13 protein-coding genes are annotated in these 17,287 nt (G+C 69.6%); 6 read left to right on the forward strand and 7 right to left on the reverse strand.

The features are described 5' to 3' along the window. The first annotated feature begins 29 nt into the window (after nucleotides 1–29). Nucleotides 30–551 (forward strand): DinB family protein, encoded by a 522-nt coding sequence (locus tag BLU27_RS22230; protein WP_092655614.1) that lies wholly within the window; start codon nucleotides 30–32, stop codon nucleotides 549–551. Nucleotides 552–579: 28 nt separating this feature from the next. Here the strand turns inward: BLU27_RS22230 and BLU27_RS22235 are convergent, their stop codons facing one another. The 5 genes from BLU27_RS22235 to BLU27_RS22255 are packed head-to-tail and all read right to left on the reverse strand — an operon-like array spanning nucleotide 580 to nucleotide 8,766. Then, nucleotides 580–3,363: a glycosyl hydrolase 2 galactose-binding domain-containing protein gene (locus BLU27_RS22235; RefSeq protein ID WP_197681522.1), complete on the reverse strand. Its 2,784-nt coding sequence runs from the start codon at nucleotides 3,361–3,363 to the stop codon at nucleotides 580–582. Next, entirely contained in the window at nucleotides 3,333–5,501 is a 2,169-nt protein-coding gene (locus BLU27_RS22240; RefSeq protein ID WP_092655615.1) for an MGH1-like glycoside hydrolase domain-containing protein, read from the reverse strand. Before BLU27_RS22240 ends, BLU27_RS22235 begins: the two co-directional genes overlap by 31 nt. A 7-nt stretch (nucleotides 5,502–5,508) precedes the next feature. Next, nucleotides 5,509–6,366 (reverse strand): carbohydrate ABC transporter permease, encoded by an 858-nt coding sequence (locus BLU27_RS22245; protein WP_157728754.1) that lies wholly within the window; start codon nucleotides 6,364–6,366, stop codon nucleotides 5,509–5,511. 7 nt (nucleotides 6,367–6,373) lie between these two features. Next, nucleotides 6,374–7,336, reverse strand: coding sequence for a carbohydrate ABC transporter permease (locus tag BLU27_RS22250; RefSeq protein WP_092655617.1), 963 nt, complete (start codon nucleotides 7,334–7,336; stop codon nucleotides 6,374–6,376). Next, nucleotides 7,333–8,766, reverse strand: a complete 1,434-nt coding sequence (locus BLU27_RS22255) for an ABC transporter substrate-binding protein (protein ID WP_092655618.1) — start codon at nucleotides 8,764–8,766, stop codon at nucleotides 7,333–7,335. Before BLU27_RS22255 ends, BLU27_RS22250 begins: the two co-directional genes overlap by 4 nt. A 254-nt stretch (nucleotides 8,767–9,020) precedes the next feature. Here BLU27_RS22255 and BLU27_RS22260 point away from each other — a divergent pair, with 254 nt between their 5' ends. After that, a complete protein-coding gene (locus BLU27_RS22260; RefSeq protein WP_197681523.1) occupies nucleotides 9,021–10,070 on the forward strand; it encodes a LacI family DNA-binding transcriptional regulator in 1,050 nt (349 codons plus the stop codon). 58 nt (nucleotides 10,071–10,128) lie between these two features. Further along, entirely contained in the window at nucleotides 10,129–12,018 is a 1,890-nt protein-coding gene (locus BLU27_RS22265; RefSeq protein WP_092655620.1) for a glycoside hydrolase family 127 protein, read from the forward strand. Between the two features lie 60 nt (nucleotides 12,019–12,078). Here the strand turns inward: BLU27_RS22265 and BLU27_RS22270 are convergent, their stop codons facing one another. Beyond that, entirely contained in the window at nucleotides 12,079–12,849 is a 771-nt protein-coding gene (locus tag BLU27_RS22270) for a DUF2267 domain-containing protein (protein ID WP_092655621.1), read from the reverse strand. Between the two features lie 266 nt (nucleotides 12,850–13,115). Between BLU27_RS22270 and BLU27_RS22275 the strand changes: the two genes are divergently transcribed. From BLU27_RS22275 to BLU27_RS22285, 3 genes are all read left to right on the forward strand, one after another. Next, nucleotides 13,116–13,343 carry a hypothetical protein gene (locus BLU27_RS22275; protein ID WP_197681524.1) on the forward strand — a complete coding sequence of 76 codons (228 nt, stop codon included), beginning with the start codon at nucleotides 13,116–13,118 and terminating at the stop codon, nucleotides 13,341–13,343. A gap of 287 nt (nucleotides 13,344–13,630) precedes the next feature. Continuing rightward, a complete protein-coding gene (locus tag BLU27_RS22280; RefSeq protein WP_092655622.1) occupies nucleotides 13,631–14,284 on the forward strand; it encodes a sugar transferase in 654 nt (217 codons plus the stop codon). A gap of 99 nt (nucleotides 14,285–14,383) precedes the next feature. Further along, nucleotides 14,384–15,838: a tyrosine-protein kinase domain-containing protein gene (locus BLU27_RS22285; RefSeq protein WP_092655623.1), complete on the forward strand. Its 1,455-nt coding sequence runs from the start codon at nucleotides 14,384–14,386 to the stop codon at nucleotides 15,836–15,838. Nucleotides 15,839–15,946: 108 nt separating this feature from the next. Here the strand turns inward: BLU27_RS22285 and wecB are convergent, their stop codons facing one another. Further along, nucleotides 15,947–17,080 (reverse strand): non-hydrolyzing UDP-N-acetylglucosamine 2-epimerase, encoded by a 1,134-nt coding sequence (gene wecB, locus BLU27_RS22290; protein WP_241828046.1) that lies wholly within the window; start codon nucleotides 17,078–17,080, stop codon nucleotides 15,947–15,949. Nucleotides 17,081–17,287: the final 207 nt, after the last annotated feature.

Genomic DNA, 17,287 nt, shown 5'->3' on the forward strand with positions numbered 1-17,287 from the left:
CGGCGCGACCACCAGTACGCTCAGCGGCCATGACTTCTTCCCCTGCTCGGACCAGGCCTGCGCACGTCGCCGACGAACGCACCCAGCTGATGGGGTGGTACGACCTCCAGCGCGCCATCGTCCACTACAAGTGCGAGGGCCTTGGTCACGACGACCTGCACCGGTCGGTGCTGCCGGACTCGCCCCTGATGACGGTGGCCGGCATCCTGTCCCACCTGCGCTGGACCGAACAGCTGTGGTTCGAGGTGGTCTTCGCCGGCGGACCGGCCGACGGGCCGCAGTTCATCGAGGATCCCGCGGACGCGGACATGATCGTCGATCCCGGCGTGACGCTCGACCAGCTGCTGGCGGAGTACGACCGCCAGTGCGCGGCGTCGAACGACATCATCGCCGCGCACTCCCTCGACGACGTGGGCAGCCACCCCGACTTCGACGCCGCCGGGGCGACCCTGCGGTGGGTCGTGCTCCACATGCTCGAGGAGACCGCCCGCCACGTCGGTCACCTGGACACCATCCGCGAGCTGCTGGACGGCCGGAAGGGCTACTACTGACCGTTCGGTGGTGACCCGTCCGGGTTCGTCAGGCCGACCGGAGGTAACCCATCCATTGGCTGAGCAGGTACGCCGCGCCGGTGTTGCGGGCCAGTCCCCGCGGCTGGTCGCCGACCGACCCCTCGAGCCGCAGCGTGGACACGATCAGCCGGCCCTCACCCCAGCGGACCTCCGCGGCGTAGTCGAGCACCTGTGCCGTACGGGCGTCCACCCGGCGCAGGATCGGGCTGACGTCGGCCTCGGCTGGGATCGATCCCAGGTCGAGTGCGAGGTCGGTGGCGCAGCCGGCGAACTGCAGCGACACCCAGCCGTCGTGCGGGAAGTCGCCCCAGGCCGGGTGGGGCTCGGGCACCTTCACCGCCTCCCGCCAGAACGGCGCGGCGACGGTGCCGAACGGACCGCCTGCCGCCGCGTCGACCAGCAGCACCGCCCGGCCGCCGGAGCGCACGTGGTCGTCGAGTTCGCCGCTCCACCGGGTGGCGATCACCACAGCCGTGGGTGACAGGTCGGTGCCCACCTCCGGCGCCACCTTCGGCAGGTCGGCCAGCCGGCCGCCCGGGTCGACCAGGGCTAGTGCACCGGCGTCGTCGAACGGCCGTGCCGGGAAGAACCACAACGGCCAGGAGTTGACCGTCTCCTGGGTCGTGCCCTGCGTGCCCACGCGAGTCCGGTTGCGCAGCACCGCCTGCCGTGGGCGGTCCATCGCCGGCGCGGTGAACTCCGCGACGGCGAGTTCCCCCACCGTGCCGGGTGAGCGAACGCCTGCCGGTGCGTACGTGCCCTTTGCGAACGGCGTTTCTCCCTCGAACCCGGCCGACCACTCCCCCGTCACCGTGCCCTGCTCACGCCCGTGGTGGGCGAGCACGAGGTGTGCACGGACCAGCGCACCCGCCGGGTGGCACCACGGGTCGCCGTACGCCGGACGGTCGCCACCGGCCAGCCAGGTCCGCCGCCGGTCCCAGCCGAGCCCCACGACAAGGTTGTCGTTGAACCCGCGGAACTCCTTCGGGTCCACCTTCAGCTCGCCGAGGTCGTCCCACAGGCCTGCGGTACTGATCGGGGTGTCGCGTTCACCGGTGATCACGTAGCCCGACGTGTCCGCCCGCAGCCGCACGGTCTCCAGCGTCACCTTGCGGTGCAGCAACGCCTGCTTGCGGGAGATCTCCTCGAGCTGGGTTCCCCTGTCCCAGAAGCCGTTCGAACGCAGCCTGGCCTCGTGCAGGTGGGAGTCGTACTGCCAGCGGGCACCCTGGGGGTTGACCGCCGGGTCGCCACTGACCCACCAGGGCCGGGGGCCCGCCGCGTCCAGCCGGCGCAGGTCGCGGAAGGTGTCCAGGTCGCAGAACTCCCCGAACAGCCAGGGCTTCGGCTCCCGCCACCCGGGCGCGAAGTGTTCCAGCGTCTCCCGGAAGTGCTGGAGCTCGCAGTAGAGGTGGTGGTCGTAGAAGTCGGCGTACTCGGTGAGCAGGCCGCCGTACGCCTCACCGGAACCGCTGTTGTCCCGGACGAGCGCGTCGCCGACCAGACCTTTCACCTTCGCGTAGAGCGGCCCGAGCACGTCGTCGCCGACCACCGCGCTCAGCTCGCAGCCTAGGGTGTAGAGCACGACCGACGGATGCGTGCGCGCCGCCCGGACGAGGCGTTCGGCCTCGGTGTCGAGCTGGCCGCGGAAGTGTTCGGTGGGATGCGGCAGCCACATCGGCAGCTCGACCCACACCAGCATGCCGAGTTCGTCGGCGAGGTCGAAGTAGTAGTCAGGCGGGAACCACAGGCAGAGCTTCACGCCGTTGAAGCCCATACGGCGCAGCTCCAACAGGTCCGCGCGGACCCGGTCCGGCCCGGGGTTGGCGTACAGCACGTCGGGATACCAGCCCCAGGAAAGGATCATCCGCGGGTGGACCGGCGCACCGTTGAGCAGCAGGTGGGACCCGTCGGCGGCGAACGTGCGCAGGCCGACTCGTACGATCCGCTCGTCCCATTGCACGTCGTCCACGTCGTCCACGTCGTCCACGTCGTCCGCGTCGCCTGCGGTACCGCGCGGACCGTGGGGCGGCAGGAGCCGGACGCGAACGGTGTAAAGGTGGGGTTGCTCCGGCGACCACGGCCGGGGACTCGGCAGCGTGACGTCGAACCGTACGGCGGGCCCTCCGCCGGAGTCGCCTGAGCCGCGGGCCTCGCGTACGTCCTCGGCCACCACGGCACCGTCCGGGTCGGTCACTGTCAACGCGACCTTGCCCCTGTCGCCCACACCGGACAGCGTCGTCTGCACCGTCAGCGCACCGCCGGGTGTGCCCCGGGCGTACACGTCGTCGAACGCCACCGGCCCGGTCGCCACCAAGGACACGTCCTGCCAGATGCCGCCGTGAACGTGGCCCCAGACGTACGGCAGGAAGCCGGCCAGCGTCTCCCGGGTGGGATAGTTGCCCGGCACCGGTGGCGCGTCCGGCCCGCCGGTCAGGCTGGCGGGCTTCTCCGCCCGGACCCGCAGCGTGGTGCGCACGCCGGGTCGCACCGCCGAGGTGACCTCCACGTCGAAGGCGTCCCACATGCCGACGTGCTCGCCCACCGACTGCTCGTCGACGTACACCGTGCAGGCGTAGCTCACCGCGCCGAACCGCAACCAGAGCCGCTCTCCGGGCGCGAGGTCGGGAACGACGAAGCTGGTGCGGTAGTCGACCGGACCGGGGTCGTCCTTGGCGATGCCGGTGTCCTCCCAGCAGCCCGGCACGTCCACCGGATGCCAGTCGGTCGTACCGACCCGGCGCACCTGCCAACCATCGCTCAGCCGCTGGTGAGTTCGTGCCAGTGCCACCGAGCCTCCTCGCCCCACGTGAGCTTCGCCAACCGGTCGTTGACAGTGACCTCGACGCCGTCGGTTCTCGGTTCGAGCCGAACCCGCACGGGGATGTCCCGTACGGTCAACTCCACGCCGTACGCCCGGCCGGGCACGCGCAGGCCTGCCGGAAGGTTGGGCCGAATCCGCAACCCTTCGTCCTCGGGACGCAGACCGGCGAGCGTGCCGAGCAGCAGGTGCGTGGTGAACGCGCCCCAGCCGTACCCCTCGCCGCCACACCGGCCCGACAAAGGCCAGTACTCGCAGGCCACGCCGGGCAGTGTGCGGCCCGGCTCGTGCCGGCGCGCGTCCCAGAACCCGTACGCCCGGTCCACCACTCCGCCGGCCACCCGGGCAGCGGTGTCGTACTCCCCCGCCGCCTCGGCAGCGTCGACCGCGGTCCAGGCGAACATCGGCCACACGGTCGTGTCCGGGTCGGCGGCGCGTACGGCCTCGCGCAGGGCGTCCACCTGCTCGGCGCCGGCCTGGCCGAGCGCCAGCGGAGCCAGCAGCATCACGTCGTCGACCGCGGTCGCCTCTCCGGTGCGGGCGTCGACGTCGGCGTACCGTTCGCCGGTCCACATCCGCGCGGTGCGGTCGGAGAACTCCGCGGCGAGGTCCCGCCACCGCTGCACGTCCTGGTCCCGGCCGAGCACGCCGGCCAGGTCCGCCATCGTCGCGGCGGCGTCGGTGAACGTCGCCTGCAGGTCCACCGGGCGGACGGACCAGGTGGGATGCCCGCCGCCGAGCGGCTGGTCGCCGAACCGCGGCGACAGGTCCTGGCCGGACTCCCAGCTGCACGCGTGCACCAGCCAGCCGTCCGCGTCCCGGCGGTGGGCGAGCCACCAGTCGAGGTAGGCCGCCATCGGCGGGTAGATCCGTGCCAGCCAGGCGTGGTCGGGTTGGGCCGCGAAGAGGTGGGCGACGACCGGCCACGGGTATCCCCACTGCGGGCCGGTGCCGCACACCGTCCCGTCCGCGGACACCATGTTGTACGAGCCGTCCTCCCGCGAGCACGGCACGTTGGGCAGTGGCGCGTCCGCGAACACGCCGAGCAACAGCTCCTGGGCCAGCCTCGGATCGGCGTACGACAACAGCAGCGCGTCGATCGCCGCCTCGCCCAGCACCACCCGCGGCGCCTGGATCTGCATTCCGTCCCACACGTGGTGGTAGATGCCGACCGGCGGCTTCACCATCATCCGCAGGGTTTCCAGGTCGTAGACCAGGCCCCGGCGCCAGTGTGCGGGCCAGTCGCCGGTCAGCCGCGGAGCGCGGGACCAGAACGCGTCGTCGGAGCGGAGTCGGGTGGTCCGCACCCGCAGGGCTGACGCTCGTGCCTCGGCCAACCGGGTGGTGGCCTCGTCCGCGGTGCGGCCGCGGGACAGCAGCACGAGGAGCCGGTGCCGGCCGTTCGCCGGGACGCTGACGACCGCCGACAGCGTCACCTCCTGCCCCGGCTCGCCCAGCACCGTCACCGGCGCCCCAACCGTGTCTTGCGGACCGCCGGCGGTCCACCGGTCCGATTCTGCACTGTCCGCGGTCACTCCGGCCACGAACTCGGTCACGTCGGCTGTGGTGTCCGGACCCTCGCCGCTGCCCGTCGGCAGGACCGCCAGCGCGAACGCCTCGCCATCCTCGAATCCCTGCAGGACAAGGAGGTCTCCCTCCCGGCGGCCCACGAGGCCCGACTCGCCCCAGCCGTGGTCCGCGCCGACCAGCCGGGTGTAGTCGACCCGGACGGTCGTGTGCCGCTCCGCGGTCGCGTCGACGAACGCCGCCACCACGTCCGAGCCCACAGCCACGAAGTCGGCCTCGCAGCGGGCGGGTCCCCGCTCGGCGACGAACCGCACCAGGTCCTTGGAGTGGTAGGGCGAGCGCACCTCGTCGAAGTCGGCCAGTGCCAGCGCGCCGTCCACCCCGACGCGGACGCTGGTGCGGTAGGTCTCGCGGCGGCCTCCGTAGGACGTCGCCAGCGCCGGGAAGTGCCAGCCGAACCCGACGTCACGCGACCGCAGCACACCCTTCGGGGTCAACCGCCGGGTGTGCTCGGGAACGTCGAGATAGCCGTACGGCGTGTAGTCGTCGAGCGGGAACGACGCCTGCGTCTGTCTGGTCATCGCCGTCTCATCCCTTCACGCCGGACAGGGCGATCCCCGCGACGAAATAGCGTTGCGCGAACACGTAGACGAGCAGTACCGGCAGCAGCACCACGACCGAGGCGGCCATCATGAGCGGCCAGTTCGGCTGCTGGAACGCCGAGGAGCTCGCGTTGAAGTAGGCCAGGCCGAGCTCGAGCGTGCGGTGCTCCTCGTCCCGGGACACCAGCAGGGGCCACAGCAGGTCGTTCCAGGTGCCCATGAACGCGAACACCGAGACCGTGGCCAGCGCCGGCTTCGCCAGCGGAAGGAAGATCCGGAAGAACACCGTCCACTCGCGGGCACCGTCGATGCGGGCGGCGTCCTGGTAGTCGCGCGGGATCGTCATGAACGCCTGCCGGAGCAGGAAGATCCCGAACGCGCTGGAGATCCCCGGCGCCACCAACCCGACGTAGCTGTTGACCCAGCCGAGCTTGAACACCAACAGGAACAGCGGAATCATCGTCACCTGGAACGGGATCATCATGGTGGCGAGGAACAACACGAAGAACGCCTTACGGCCGATGAACGACAACCGGGCGAAGGCATAGGCCGCGGTGGAGCAGAAGGCCACCTGGCCGACCACGGTGAGCGCGGTCACGATGAGCGTGTTGAGGAAGTACCTCCCGAACGGCACCAGGGTGAACAGCCGCTGGTAGCTGCCGAAGTCGAACGTCGTCGGGAAGATCTGCGGCGGGTAGGTGAACACCGACCCGGCCGGCTTCAGCGAGGTGGTCACCATCCACAGGAACGGCACCAGCATTCCCGCGGCGACGAACACCAACATGGCGTAGAAGACCACCGTGCGCACCGGACGCAGCGCGTCCCAGACCCTGGTCATCGTCATCGTCGCGCTACCCCAGACTCGACTCGCCGCGGCGCCTGGCATACCACAGCTGGATCAGGGTTGCCGCGAAGATGACGGCGAAGAGCACCCAGGCCTGGGCCGAGGCGTAGCCCATCGAGAACTCCTTGAACGCGCGTTGGTAGATGTGGAAGACCGCGACGTCGGTGGCCCCCATCGGCCCACCTTCGGTGATGACGTACATCGGGGTGAACACCTGGAAGCCGCCGATCACGCCGGTGACGACGAGGAAGAACGTCGTCGGGAACAACAGCGGCAACGTCACGTGCCGGAACGTCCGCCAGCGGCCCGCACCGTCGATCTCGGCTGCCTCCAGCAGCTCCTTGGGGATCGACTGCAGACCGGCCAGCCAGATCACCATCTGGAACCCCGCGCCCTTCCAGATCGTGATGACCACGACCGCGAGCATCGCCCAGCGCGGGCTGTCCAGCCAGGCCTGCCGAGGCAGCCCGACCAGGCCGAAGAAGTAGTTGAGCAGGCCGGCGTCCGGCGACAGGAGGGTGATCCACACCACCGACACCGCGACCCACGAGGTGATCACGGGCAGGAAGAACACCGCCCGGAACACGTTGATCCCGGGCAGCCGCCGGTTGACAGCCACCGCCATCGCCAGGCTGACCGCCATGCCCAGCGGGACCGACAACAGCGTGTAGACGGCGGTGTTCTGCATGGCGTGCCAGAACGGCGCGTCGCCGAGCAGGTCGAGGTAGTTCTGCAGTCCGACGAACGGAGCGCCGAGAAAGCCCGGCGTCGACCACTCGTGGAAGGACAGGTAGAGGCTGAAGACGATCGGAATCAGCACGAACAGTACGAGGTGCGCCGACGCCGGCAGGATGAACAGGTAGCCGGCGCGTTCGTTCGAACGGCCCCAGAACCTCCGCCACAGCCCCGGCCGGACCGGCGGCCGGGAGGGGCCCGGCCGCCGGGTCTCACGGAGTTGGACCGTGGTCACTTCGCCTTCAGCTCCTGGTCGACGAGCTTGACCGTCTTGGCCGCCTCGGCCTCCACCGCACCGCCGCGCAGGATCCGGTCCATCATCTCGTCCAGCCGCTTCTCGACCGTGGGGTACTTCGCCACCTTCGACCCCGACGGCGGCCGGCCCTTGGCGGTGGCGGCGACGAACACCTTGTCCAGTTGGGCGAACTGCGACTTCGGGTTGTCAAGAGACGCCTTCGCCGCGGCCTGGTTGGCCGACAGCGCGATCCCGGTGATCGCCTTGGTGTCCTGGTACCCGCGGTTGGTGGCCGCCTCGACGAACTTCGCCACCGCCGCCAGCTTGTCGTCGGGCAGGTCGTGGCGGACGACGAAGCTGGACTCGTACAGCACCGTCGCGTCGGTCTTGCGGCGGGGCTGCTCGACCACGCCGACCAGTTCAGGCTTGTAGCCCTCGCTGTCGGACAGTCCGACCAGCTCCCAGTGGCCGCTGTCGTACATAGCGAACTTCCCGGCCACGAACTGCGCGGCGAAGCTGGACTTCTGGGTGAGCGAGTCGAGCGTGGAGGGGTTCGGCGCGACCTTGTGCTTGCGCACCAGGTCGGCGTGCCACTGCAGCGCCTCCAGGGTGGCCGGTGAGTCGAGGTAGCCGCTGGCGGTGGTGCGGTCCGGGGACAGCACGTCGCCGCCGTTCTGCCACACCTTGAACACCCACTGGTAGGCGTACTTCCCAGCGCGGTAACCCCACTGGGTGACCTTGCCCGGATCGAAGCCGGCGTCGGTGCTGGCGCGGCCCTTCTCGTCCCGGGTGAGCTGCTGGGCCAGGGCCAGGTGGTCCTCCCAGCTCCAGCCCGCCGCCGGCGGAGTGGCACCGGCCTTCCTCAGCAGGTCGGCGTTGTAGTAGACGACCATCGGGGTGAAGTCGTTGGGCAGGCCGTAGATCGCGCCGTCCTTCTGCTTGTGGATCGCGAGGACGGACGGGAAGAACCGGCCCAGGTCGAGCGAGGGCAGCTTCTCGCGGGCCTTGCGCATGTCCAGCAGGAGTTGACGCTCGATCAGCGGCGCCAGGCTGGAGGCGTCCTGCGCCCACAGGTCGGGCGCGGTCCCGGAGGCCAGGTCGACGATGATCTTGGTGTCGAACTCCGGCGGCGTGGGCAGCGACTCGATCTTGATCGTCGGGTGCTTGCGCTGGAAATCTGCCAGGAACTTCTTGTAGGCCTTGTCGAGCGCGCCGCCCTTCTCGTCGGGGTTGACCTCGAAGCCCACGACCTTCAGCGTCACCTGGCCGCCGTCCTTTGTCGACCCGCCTCCGCCGGAGGAGCCACCGCACGCGGCGAGCAGCGGTGCGGCGCCGGTCGCGGCGGCGCCGGTGAGGGCCCAGCGGAGTACCGACCGACGGCTGGCTAGCCCGGCGCGCGTCGGAAAACCGGAATGGTTGAGGTCGTTCATCACATGCTCCTGCCACGTACCTGGCGACGGCTGAGGTGGGGACGAGCAGCGACGCTAGTCCGCGCGCCGAACGAACGTCAACGGTTCAACGGTTGAGAAAACTGTTTCTCAAAGATGGCGCGGTCGGACGACCACACTCTGCCATCAGAGGACATTGCACTGGCCCACCCTCTTGCCAGCATGGCATTCCGGCGGGCATGCTCAGGGCCGCGACAGCGACTAACCGTTTTCTCACCCGTGTACCCGGAGGAACCGTGGCCCCGACCATCCGCGACATCGCCCGCGTCGCCGGCGTCTCCGTCGCCACGGCGTCCAAGGGCCTCAACGGCAAGGGCCGGATGCGCCCGGAGACCCGGGAACGCATCGTCCAGACCGCCCGCGACCTGGGGTTCCGGCCCAACCGCAACGCCCGCTCGCTCACCAGCGGCCGCACCTACACGGTCGGGTTGCTCACCCGCAACGGCTACGGCCGGTTCACCCCCGCCCTGCTCGGCGGGGTCGAGGACGCGCTGTCAGCGGACACCTGCAGCCTGCTGCTGTGCGACGCCCGCCGCGACGCCGTACGCGAACGCCACTACATCGACGCGCTGACCGCCCGGCGCGTGGACGGGCTGATCGTCACCGGCCGGGAAACCGACCCGGCGCCGCGGGTCATGCGGGACCTGCCGTTCCCGGTCGTCTACGCCTACACCGTGTCCGCGGATCCGGCCGACACCAGCGTCACCGTCGACGACGAGCACGGCGGCCGGCTCGCGGTCCGGCAGCTGACGCGGTACGGCTGCCGGCGGATCGCCCACCTGACCGGACCGCCGTCCTACGCCGCGGTCCGCGACCGGGTCACCGGCGCCCGGGCCGCCCTGGCCGACGAGGGCCTGGACCTCCCCGACTCGCGCGTGGTCTACGGGCCGTTCAGCGAGGAGATGGGCTTCACCCAGGTACGCCGGCTGCTGGAACGTGAGCCGGAGATCGACGGGATCTTCTGCGGGAACGACCAGATCGCCCGCGGCGCCGCCGACGGCCTCGCCGCGATGGGGCGCCGGGTGCCCGAGGACGTGTCCCTGGTCGGTTTCGACAACTGGACGCTGCTCGCGGCCTCGACCCGACCGGCTCTCGCGTCGGTCGACATGAACCTCTACCGGCTCGGCCGCGTCGTCGGGGAGACGCTGCTGGCATCGATCGACGGCACGGTGACGCCGGGGATCAGCCGGCTGCCGTGCTCGATTGCCGTACGCGCGTCCTGCCCCGCCCCCACCGGCGACGACCCGGTCTGGACGAGCGACGCCCCGCTGGTGCCCGACGCCTGAGATCCCCCTGACCACGCCTCACCCACGCCCGCTGCAGCCGACCGACGGAGTAATCCCGATGACCACCGAGACATCCAGCCCGCACGCCCCAGTCGTCGACACGACGCGCAGCCCGTACGCCCGGCTGCGCCCGGTCGGCGTGGGCGACGTCGAGGTGCACGACGCCTTCTGGCAACCCCGCCTTGACAGAAACCGGGAGCAGACGATCCCGGCACAGCACGAGCAGTGCGAGACGACCGGTGCGCTGACGAACTTCCGCCGGGCGGCCGGGCACACGCCGGGCGAGCCCTTCCACGGCATGTACTACTCCGACTCCGACGTCTACAAGTGGGCCGAGGCCGCCTCGTGGAGCCTGGCCTCGACCGACGACCGCGCGGTGGCCGAACGGCTGGCCGAGGTGATCCGGTTGTTCGAGGCCGCCCAGGACGGCGAGGGTTACCTGAACACCTACTTCTCGGTGGACCGGGTGGCCGAACGCTGGACCGACCTTGTCGTACGCCACGAGATGTACTGCATCGGGCACCTCACCCAGGCCGCGGTCGCGCACTTCCGGGCCACCGGCAGCCGGGCCCTGCTCGACGTGGCCGAACGCGCCTGTGGTCACATCGAGGCGCGCTTCGCACCCGGCGACGTTCCCGGCACGTGCGGCCACCCGTGCCTGGAGATGGCGCTGGTCGAGCTGTACCGCGCCACCGGCGACGAGCGGTGGCTGCGGCTCGCCGTCTGGCAGCTGGATTCCCGGGGCATGGGCGTCCTGAACGGCAGCGAGTACCTCCTCGACCACGCGCGTCTGCGGGACCAGTCGTTCGTCACCGGGCACGCGGTTCGCGCGCTCTATCTCTACGCCGCGGCCGCCGACGTCGTACTCGAGACCGGAGACGAGGAGCTCTCGGCGGTCGTGGACCGGCTGTGGGCCGACCTGTCCAGGCACAAGACGGCCGTCACCGGAGGCGTCGGCGCGCGCTGGGACGGCGAGGCGTTCGGCGACGCGTACGAGCTCCCGGACCGCGCGTACAACGAGACCTGTGCAGCGATCGCCCACATCTTCCTCGCCTGGCGGCTGCTGCTGCGCACCGGCGACGGGGCCTACCGCGACGCGGTGGAGACCGCTCTCTACAACGGCGTGCTGCCCGGACTCTCCCAGTCCGGCACCGAGTTCTTCTACCAGAACCCGCTCGCCGACGAGGGCCGGCACCGCCGCTCACCGTGGTTCACGTGTGCCTGCTGCCCGCCCAACATCGCCCGGCTGCTCGCCTCGCTGCCGGGCTACGTCTACACCACCTCCGACGAAGGACTGTGGGTCCAGCTGTACGTCGGAAACTCCGCCCGGGTGAGGCTGCCCGACGGTAGCTCGGTCGGCGTGGAGCTCAGCTGCGGGCTGCCCTGGGAGGGCACTGTCCAGCTGCGGTTGACACCGGTGGAGGCGCGGGAGTTCAGCGTGTTCCTGCCCGTACCCGCGTGGGCCGGCGAGGCCACCGTCCGGGTGGGTGAGGAGGTCGTCACCCCCGAACGCCGTTCCGGCTACCTCGTGCTCACCCGCACCTGGCAACCCGGTGACGAGGTGCGGCTGGACTTCACCATGCCTGTACGGCAGATCGGCACGCATCCTCGGGTGGCGGCCGGGCACCGGCGGGTGGCAGTCACCCGGGGCCCGCTCGTCTACTGTGTCGAGCAGAGCGACCACGCCGACGCCGCCGTCGCCGACCTGCGCCTTGCGGGCGAGGAGACCTGGCGCCCGGAGTTCGCCGCGGACCTGCTCGGCGGGGTGGTCACGCTGCACACCACCGGCTCCGCGCTGAAGGTGGACGAGGACGAGCCCTTGCACCGGCCGTACGTGCCTGCCGAACCGCTGCCGACCCGGCCCGCCGAGATCACCGCGGTGCCCTACTACGCGTGGGCCAACCGGGAGGCCGGGCCGATGCGGGTGTTCCTTCCGTTGCTGCCCTGAGCCGCGGACCCCAACCCGGTCCGCATGCCCTCGGTCACTCCGGACCCGGAGGCAGCAACCTCAGGTCGGTGCGGTCCGGGCCCAGAGCACCGTGTGGTCCGGCGGCAGGTGCACACCACAGTCGAAGAACTCCTCGCCCACCGCCTCGCGTACGACCATGAACACCGCCCGGGCATGCTCCAGCGCCCTGTCGGGCGGAGCATCGTCGCGTTCGGCGATCAGGGCGAGGAGTTCGGCGAGGGACATCCGCCGGCCGGGGCCGGGATTGTGGCGAAGGCCCCGGCGCAGCGGCTCGTGCAACGGAACGGGAAGCCGGCCGACCAGGTGGTTGGCCTCCCCCACCGACACGCGCTCTGCCAGCGTCTCGAGTACGGCGTCGATGGAACGGCGGGCGGCCTGATCGTCCAGGCCGGTGCGTTCGGACACCTTCGCCACGAGTTCCTCCGCCGGGACCACCGGCGGGCCACCCGGCAGCAGGTAGGCGTAGTCCTTGGGAAGCTGGGCGACCAGGTTGGCGAACTCGCGATCTCCGAGCGCCTGCGCGAGTGCGGTGAAGACCGCCTCGGCGTCGCGTTCAGCCGGTTCTGGGGCGGTTCCCTCCCGCTCGGCCACCCTGCGCAGGAAATCGTCCACGTCGAATCGTTCGGGCGGAGCCTCGGTGGTCACCAGCGGACCCAGCTGCGGCGGCAGCGCACTCGCCAGCTCGCGGGCCTTCTGCGAAGAGACACGCTCGGCCAGGGTCTGCAGGGTCGCCGTGGTGGCGCGCTCGGCGCCGTCCCGGCCGAGGCCACCGGCAGCGTCCACGACAGCGAGAAACCGCTCATATTCCATGGGGATCTCTCCGGCCTGTGGTAGCGGTGTCGTTCTCGACTCTACGCGCCGCCGCCGATGCGAGAGTGGGAGTGGAGCGGCGTCAGGACGCCGCCTCGAGCGTGGAGGAGTCCTCCCCGTGCGTGATCTCCTGACCGTCCTGCCGCTCGCGGTCGTCAGGTGGCCGGCCCGCAGATCGTCAGTGCGGTGTTCCTCGCCACCAACCCGCGGTGGGGCCGGTGCTCGCTCGCCTACGTGGCCGGTGCGGCGCTGTCCATCCTCGCGGTGTGCACGATCGCCTACCTCGCGGCGAGCTTCGTGCGGGACCTCGTTGGTGTCTCGGCGCCCGGATCGTCGCGCCCCTGGTTCTGTTGCCGGCCCTGTGTGTGCTGGCGCTGGGCGAGCGCGGCCGCCACCTGCTACCGCGTGTGCGGGACTGGATGAACAACAACTCCTGGATCATCAGCGAGGCGGTGATCGTGTTGTTCATCGTCCTCACCGCCCAGAACCTGTGAGTACGCGCCACGTGCAGCGGAACTGTCCCCCGGGGGCGGGTGTGGTGTGGCGTAATCGGGAATACCCGCTCAGAAGCGCTTAAGCTACCAGGAAGGATGCACGACACCAGATCTGCGTATAACGGCATTCGGCGACTAAGGAAGATAGGCTGTCTGTACTAATAATGATCGATTGATCAATTCGAGGCGGTCATGCCCGACTGCACACTTCCGTGCCCGCTGTTGCTCTCCAGAAAGACCGAGGCCGATATCGAGCAGGTCCTCGATGCCGTGAGAAAGATCATGCGATGACGAAACGGCTCTTCGACGTCCTCGTCGCCGCCATCCTCCTCGTCGTCCTCTCGCCGGTCTTCGTGGCGATAGCGACCGTGAGCCTGCTCGACGGCGGACCAGTGTTGTTCCGGCAGGAACGGGTGGGCCGGGCGGGCCGGGCGTTCCTGATCCACAAGTTCCGCACCATGCGCAACGCCCCCGGCGTCAGTGTGACCTCCGATCGAGACCCGCGAATCACCCGCCTCGGCCGCATCCTCCGGGCCACCAAACTCGACGAGTTGCCGCAGCTCTACGACGTTCTGACCGGCACCATGAGCCTGGTCGGGCCGCGGCCGGAACTCCGCAAGTACGTCGCGCACTGGCCGGCGGCCGTGCGCGACCACATCCTGTCGGTGCGGCCGGGCATCACCGACCCGGCGTCGATCACCTATCGGAACGAGTCGGCCGAGCTCGCCCTGGCCGCCGACCCGGAGGAGCACTACGTCTCGGTGGTCCTTCCGCGGAAGGTGCAGATGTACGCGGCCTACGTCGACACCCGGTCGTTCCTCGGCGACCTGAAGATCCTCGCCGGCACGGTCAGGGCCTTGGTCGCTCCCAGTCCGTCCGGACCGATCGGGGCCGTCGGTGCCTCCCCGGAGACCCGTCGAGGTAAGCGAGGTTACGCCTAGTACGTGCATGGCAACACTTCGGGCAGGCTGACCTGCCCGACCCCCAGCGCCGGGAGTAGAGACCAGCCCCACCCGCTACAGAGAGAACGGACTGTCTTCGTGGAGCTTCGCGACTACCTCAAGGTTCTGCGACGCCGGTGGCGTCTGATCGCCACCGTAGTGCTGCTGGCGATCGCCGCCTCCGCCGCCGCAACGGTGCAGATGACGCCGAAGTACGCCTCGACCGTCCGGCTGTTCGTCTCCGCGCAGTCCGGGGACACCGTCGATGCCTACCAGGGCAGTCTGCTCTCCGAGCAGCGGGTGGCGTCGTACGCGGACATAGTGACAGGACCCGAGATCGCCCAGCGGGTGGTCGACCGACTCGACCTCGACGAGAGCCGGGCCGCACTGAGTCGGCAGATCAAGGCCGAGGTGGCGCCGAACACCGTCATCCTCCGGATCACGGTCATCGACGCCAGCCCGCGGCGGGCACAACGCCTCGCGATGGCGGTGGCCGCTGAGTTCACGTCGTTCGTACAGCAGTTGGAGACAGCGCCGGGCAAGAAGCAGCCACCGATCAAGGCGAGCGTCCTTGGCCCGCCCGAGACCCCGAGGAACCCGGTGGAGCCACGGCCGATCCGCAACCTCGGCATCGGCGCCGTCCTCGGGTTGCTGCTGGGAATCGGCATGGCGGCCCTGCGCGACAGTCTGGACACCTCGATTCGCCGCGCGGACGACCTGACCCAACTCGTAGGTGCGCCCAACCTGTCCTCGATGCCGTTCGACCACCGGGCCGGCAAACGACGCATCATCACCGACCTCGACGCGAGCGCGCCGCGGGTCGAGGCGTTCCGCGTACTCCGGACCAACCTGCAGTTCACCAACGTGGACCAACCGAGCAAGGTCTTCGTTCTCACCAGCTCGGTCCCTGATGAAGGTAAGACCTCGACCGCCTGCAATCTGGCCATCACGCTGGCCCAGGCAGGCAAGCGGGTGGTCCTGGTCGAGGGCGACCTGCGTCGGCCCAGAATCGCCGAGTACCTCGGACTCGAACCCGCCATCGGCCTGACCACCGTCCTCATCGGCCGGGTCGCTTTGAGCACCGCCCTGCAGGAGTGGGGAACGCCTGGTCTGTCCGTCCTCACCAGCGGCCAGCTTCCACCCGACCCAGCCGAACTGCTCCAGTCGAAAGCGATGGCCGGTGTGGTCGACGAGCTGCGGCGCAGCTTCGATGTCGTCCTCATCGACAGTCCCCCGCTGCTGCCGGTGACCGACGGCGCGCTCCTCGCCGCACAGGCCCACGGTGCGCTGCTGGTCGTGAGGTTCGGCATGACCACCCGAGATCAGGTACGCGGCTCGGTCGAGCGCCTCAACTCCGTCCATGCCCGACTGGTCGGCACAGTGCTCAACCGGTGCCCGCAACGCGGCACCGCCGAGTCGTACGGCTACGGCTACGGGTATCAGCGCCGGACTCCGGCGATCACCGGCCGATCTCCCTCTCCACACGCGAAGGTGCCCTCGCCCGGGGGCCACGCCCTCGACGTTGTCGGCGGAGGCCGCCGCAGCAAGAAATGACCGGGGTGAAGTGAAAGAGGTGACTAGTTCGGCCTTCCCCGGGAACCCGAGGAAATTCTTTCCCCTCTGTCTCCGGTAGCGGCGAAGCGGGCGCTACCGGAGACGGCGCTATCGGAGATGGCCACCGGCTCCGTCCCGGATACCGGTGATCTCCCGGTAGGCGTGGGCCGTACCGAGGATGAAGCGGACCGTTCGCTCTGCGCAGTCGACGACGAGGTACTCCGGCGTGGCGATGCTCGGCGCACGGTTTCGCGATCCCGACGTCACCAACTCCACGGCAGCCACCACGGTGAGCGGGTCGATCCCCGCTGTCACGATGGTGCCGGCGTCCAGCGCCTCGGGCCGTTCGACCGAGGTGCGCAGGGTGACCGCGGGGAACCCCAGGATCGACGCCTCCTCGGAGATCGTTCCCGAGTCGGACACGACGCAGAACGCCGCCAGCTGCAGCTTGACGTAGTCGAAGAAACCAAAGGGTTCGCAGAAGTTGACCCGGTCCGGTGACGACCAGCCGTCGAGCGCCTCGATCCGCTTCCTCGTCCGCGGATGGGTGGACACGATCACAGGCAGCGCCCATCGATCACGAAGGTCGGTGATGCACTCGAGAAGTCCCCGCAGCCGCTGCGGGTCGTCGACGTTCTCCTCGCGGTGGGCGCTCACCAGGAGGTACTCCCCGCTTGCCACGGAGAGGCGATCGAGCACCGTCGACGCATCGATCTGCGGACGGTAGTGGTCGAGGACCTCCTTCATCGGGGAACCTGTGAGGAGGACACGTCGGGGGTGGATGCCCTCGGCGAGGAGGTTGCGCCGCGCGTGCTCGGTGTAGACCAGATTGAAGTCGGCGATGTGGTCGATGAGTCGACGGTTGGTCTCCTCGGGCACGTTCTCGTCGAAGCACCGGTTTCCGGCCTCCATGTGGAAGACCGGTATCCGCAGTCGCTTCGCCATGAGCGCCGCAATCGAGCTGTTGGTGTCGCCGAGAACCAACAGGGCATCGGGCCGCTCGGCAACGATTGTCTCCTCGACCTTGATCAGGGTGTCACCCAGCATCCGGCCGAGCGTCGAGGTGTCGACCCCGAGATAGTGGTCCGGTCGTCGTAGCCGGAGCTCGTCGAAGAAGATGTCCGACAGCGTGTAGGCGTAGTTCTGGCCGGTATGGACGAGCACGTGACCTACCGCGGAGTCCAGGCGCGGAATAACCCGGGAAAGCCGAATGATCTCCGGTCGCGTTCCCACAACCGTCATGACCTTCACGTGCGACTCCCTACCCGCCGCGGGTCCGACGGCTCCGAACTGTGGGCAAATCCGGGCGCGCCCAACCGGTACTTGCTCCATATTACGGACATCAGCGGCATTCTTGTCGGGACTTGGCCGACGGCTCACAGCAGAGTGAGATTTTCGTAACATGCGTCCCAAAGAGGAGAACAGTTGAGTTCGGACAACTTTCGGCCT

Origin of the sequence: Actinopolymorpha singaporensis (assembly GCF_900104745.1) — a bacterium.
Taxonomy (GTDB): domain Bacteria; phylum Actinomycetota; class Actinomycetes; order Propionibacteriales; family Actinopolymorphaceae; genus Actinopolymorpha; species Actinopolymorpha singaporensis.

What these genes read in the sequence shown, in the direction of transcription:
- BLU27_RS22280 (WP_092655622.1), top strand. Translation starts at nt 13,631, where the DNA reads ATGACGAAACGGCTCTTCGACGTCCTCGTCGCCGCCATCCTCCTCGTC.
- BLU27_RS22245 (WP_157728754.1), bottom strand. Translation starts at nt 6,366, where the DNA reads ATGACGATGACCAGGGTCTGGGACGCGCTGCGTCCGGTGCGCACGGTG.
- BLU27_RS22265 (WP_092655620.1), top strand. Translation starts at nt 10,129, where the DNA reads ATGACCACCGAGACATCCAGCCCGCACGCCCCAGTCGTCGACACGACG.
- BLU27_RS22230 (WP_092655614.1), top strand. Translation starts at nt 30, where the DNA reads ATGACTTCTTCCCCTGCTCGGACCAGGCCTGCGCACGTCGCCGACGAA.
- BLU27_RS22270 (WP_092655621.1), bottom strand. Translation starts at nt 12,849, where the DNA reads ATGGAATATGAGCGGTTTCTCGCTGTCGTGGACGCTGCCGGTGGCCTC.
- wecB (WP_241828046.1), bottom strand. Translation starts at nt 17,080, where the DNA reads ATGACGGTTGTGGGAACGCGACCGGAGATCATTCGGCTTTCCCGGGTT.
- BLU27_RS22240 (WP_092655615.1), bottom strand. Translation starts at nt 5,501, where the DNA reads ATGACCAGACAGACGCAGGCGTCGTTCCCGCTCGACGACTACACGCCG.
- BLU27_RS22255 (WP_092655618.1), bottom strand. Translation starts at nt 8,766, where the DNA reads ATGAACGACCTCAACCATTCCGGTTTTCCGACGCGCGCCGGGCTAGCC.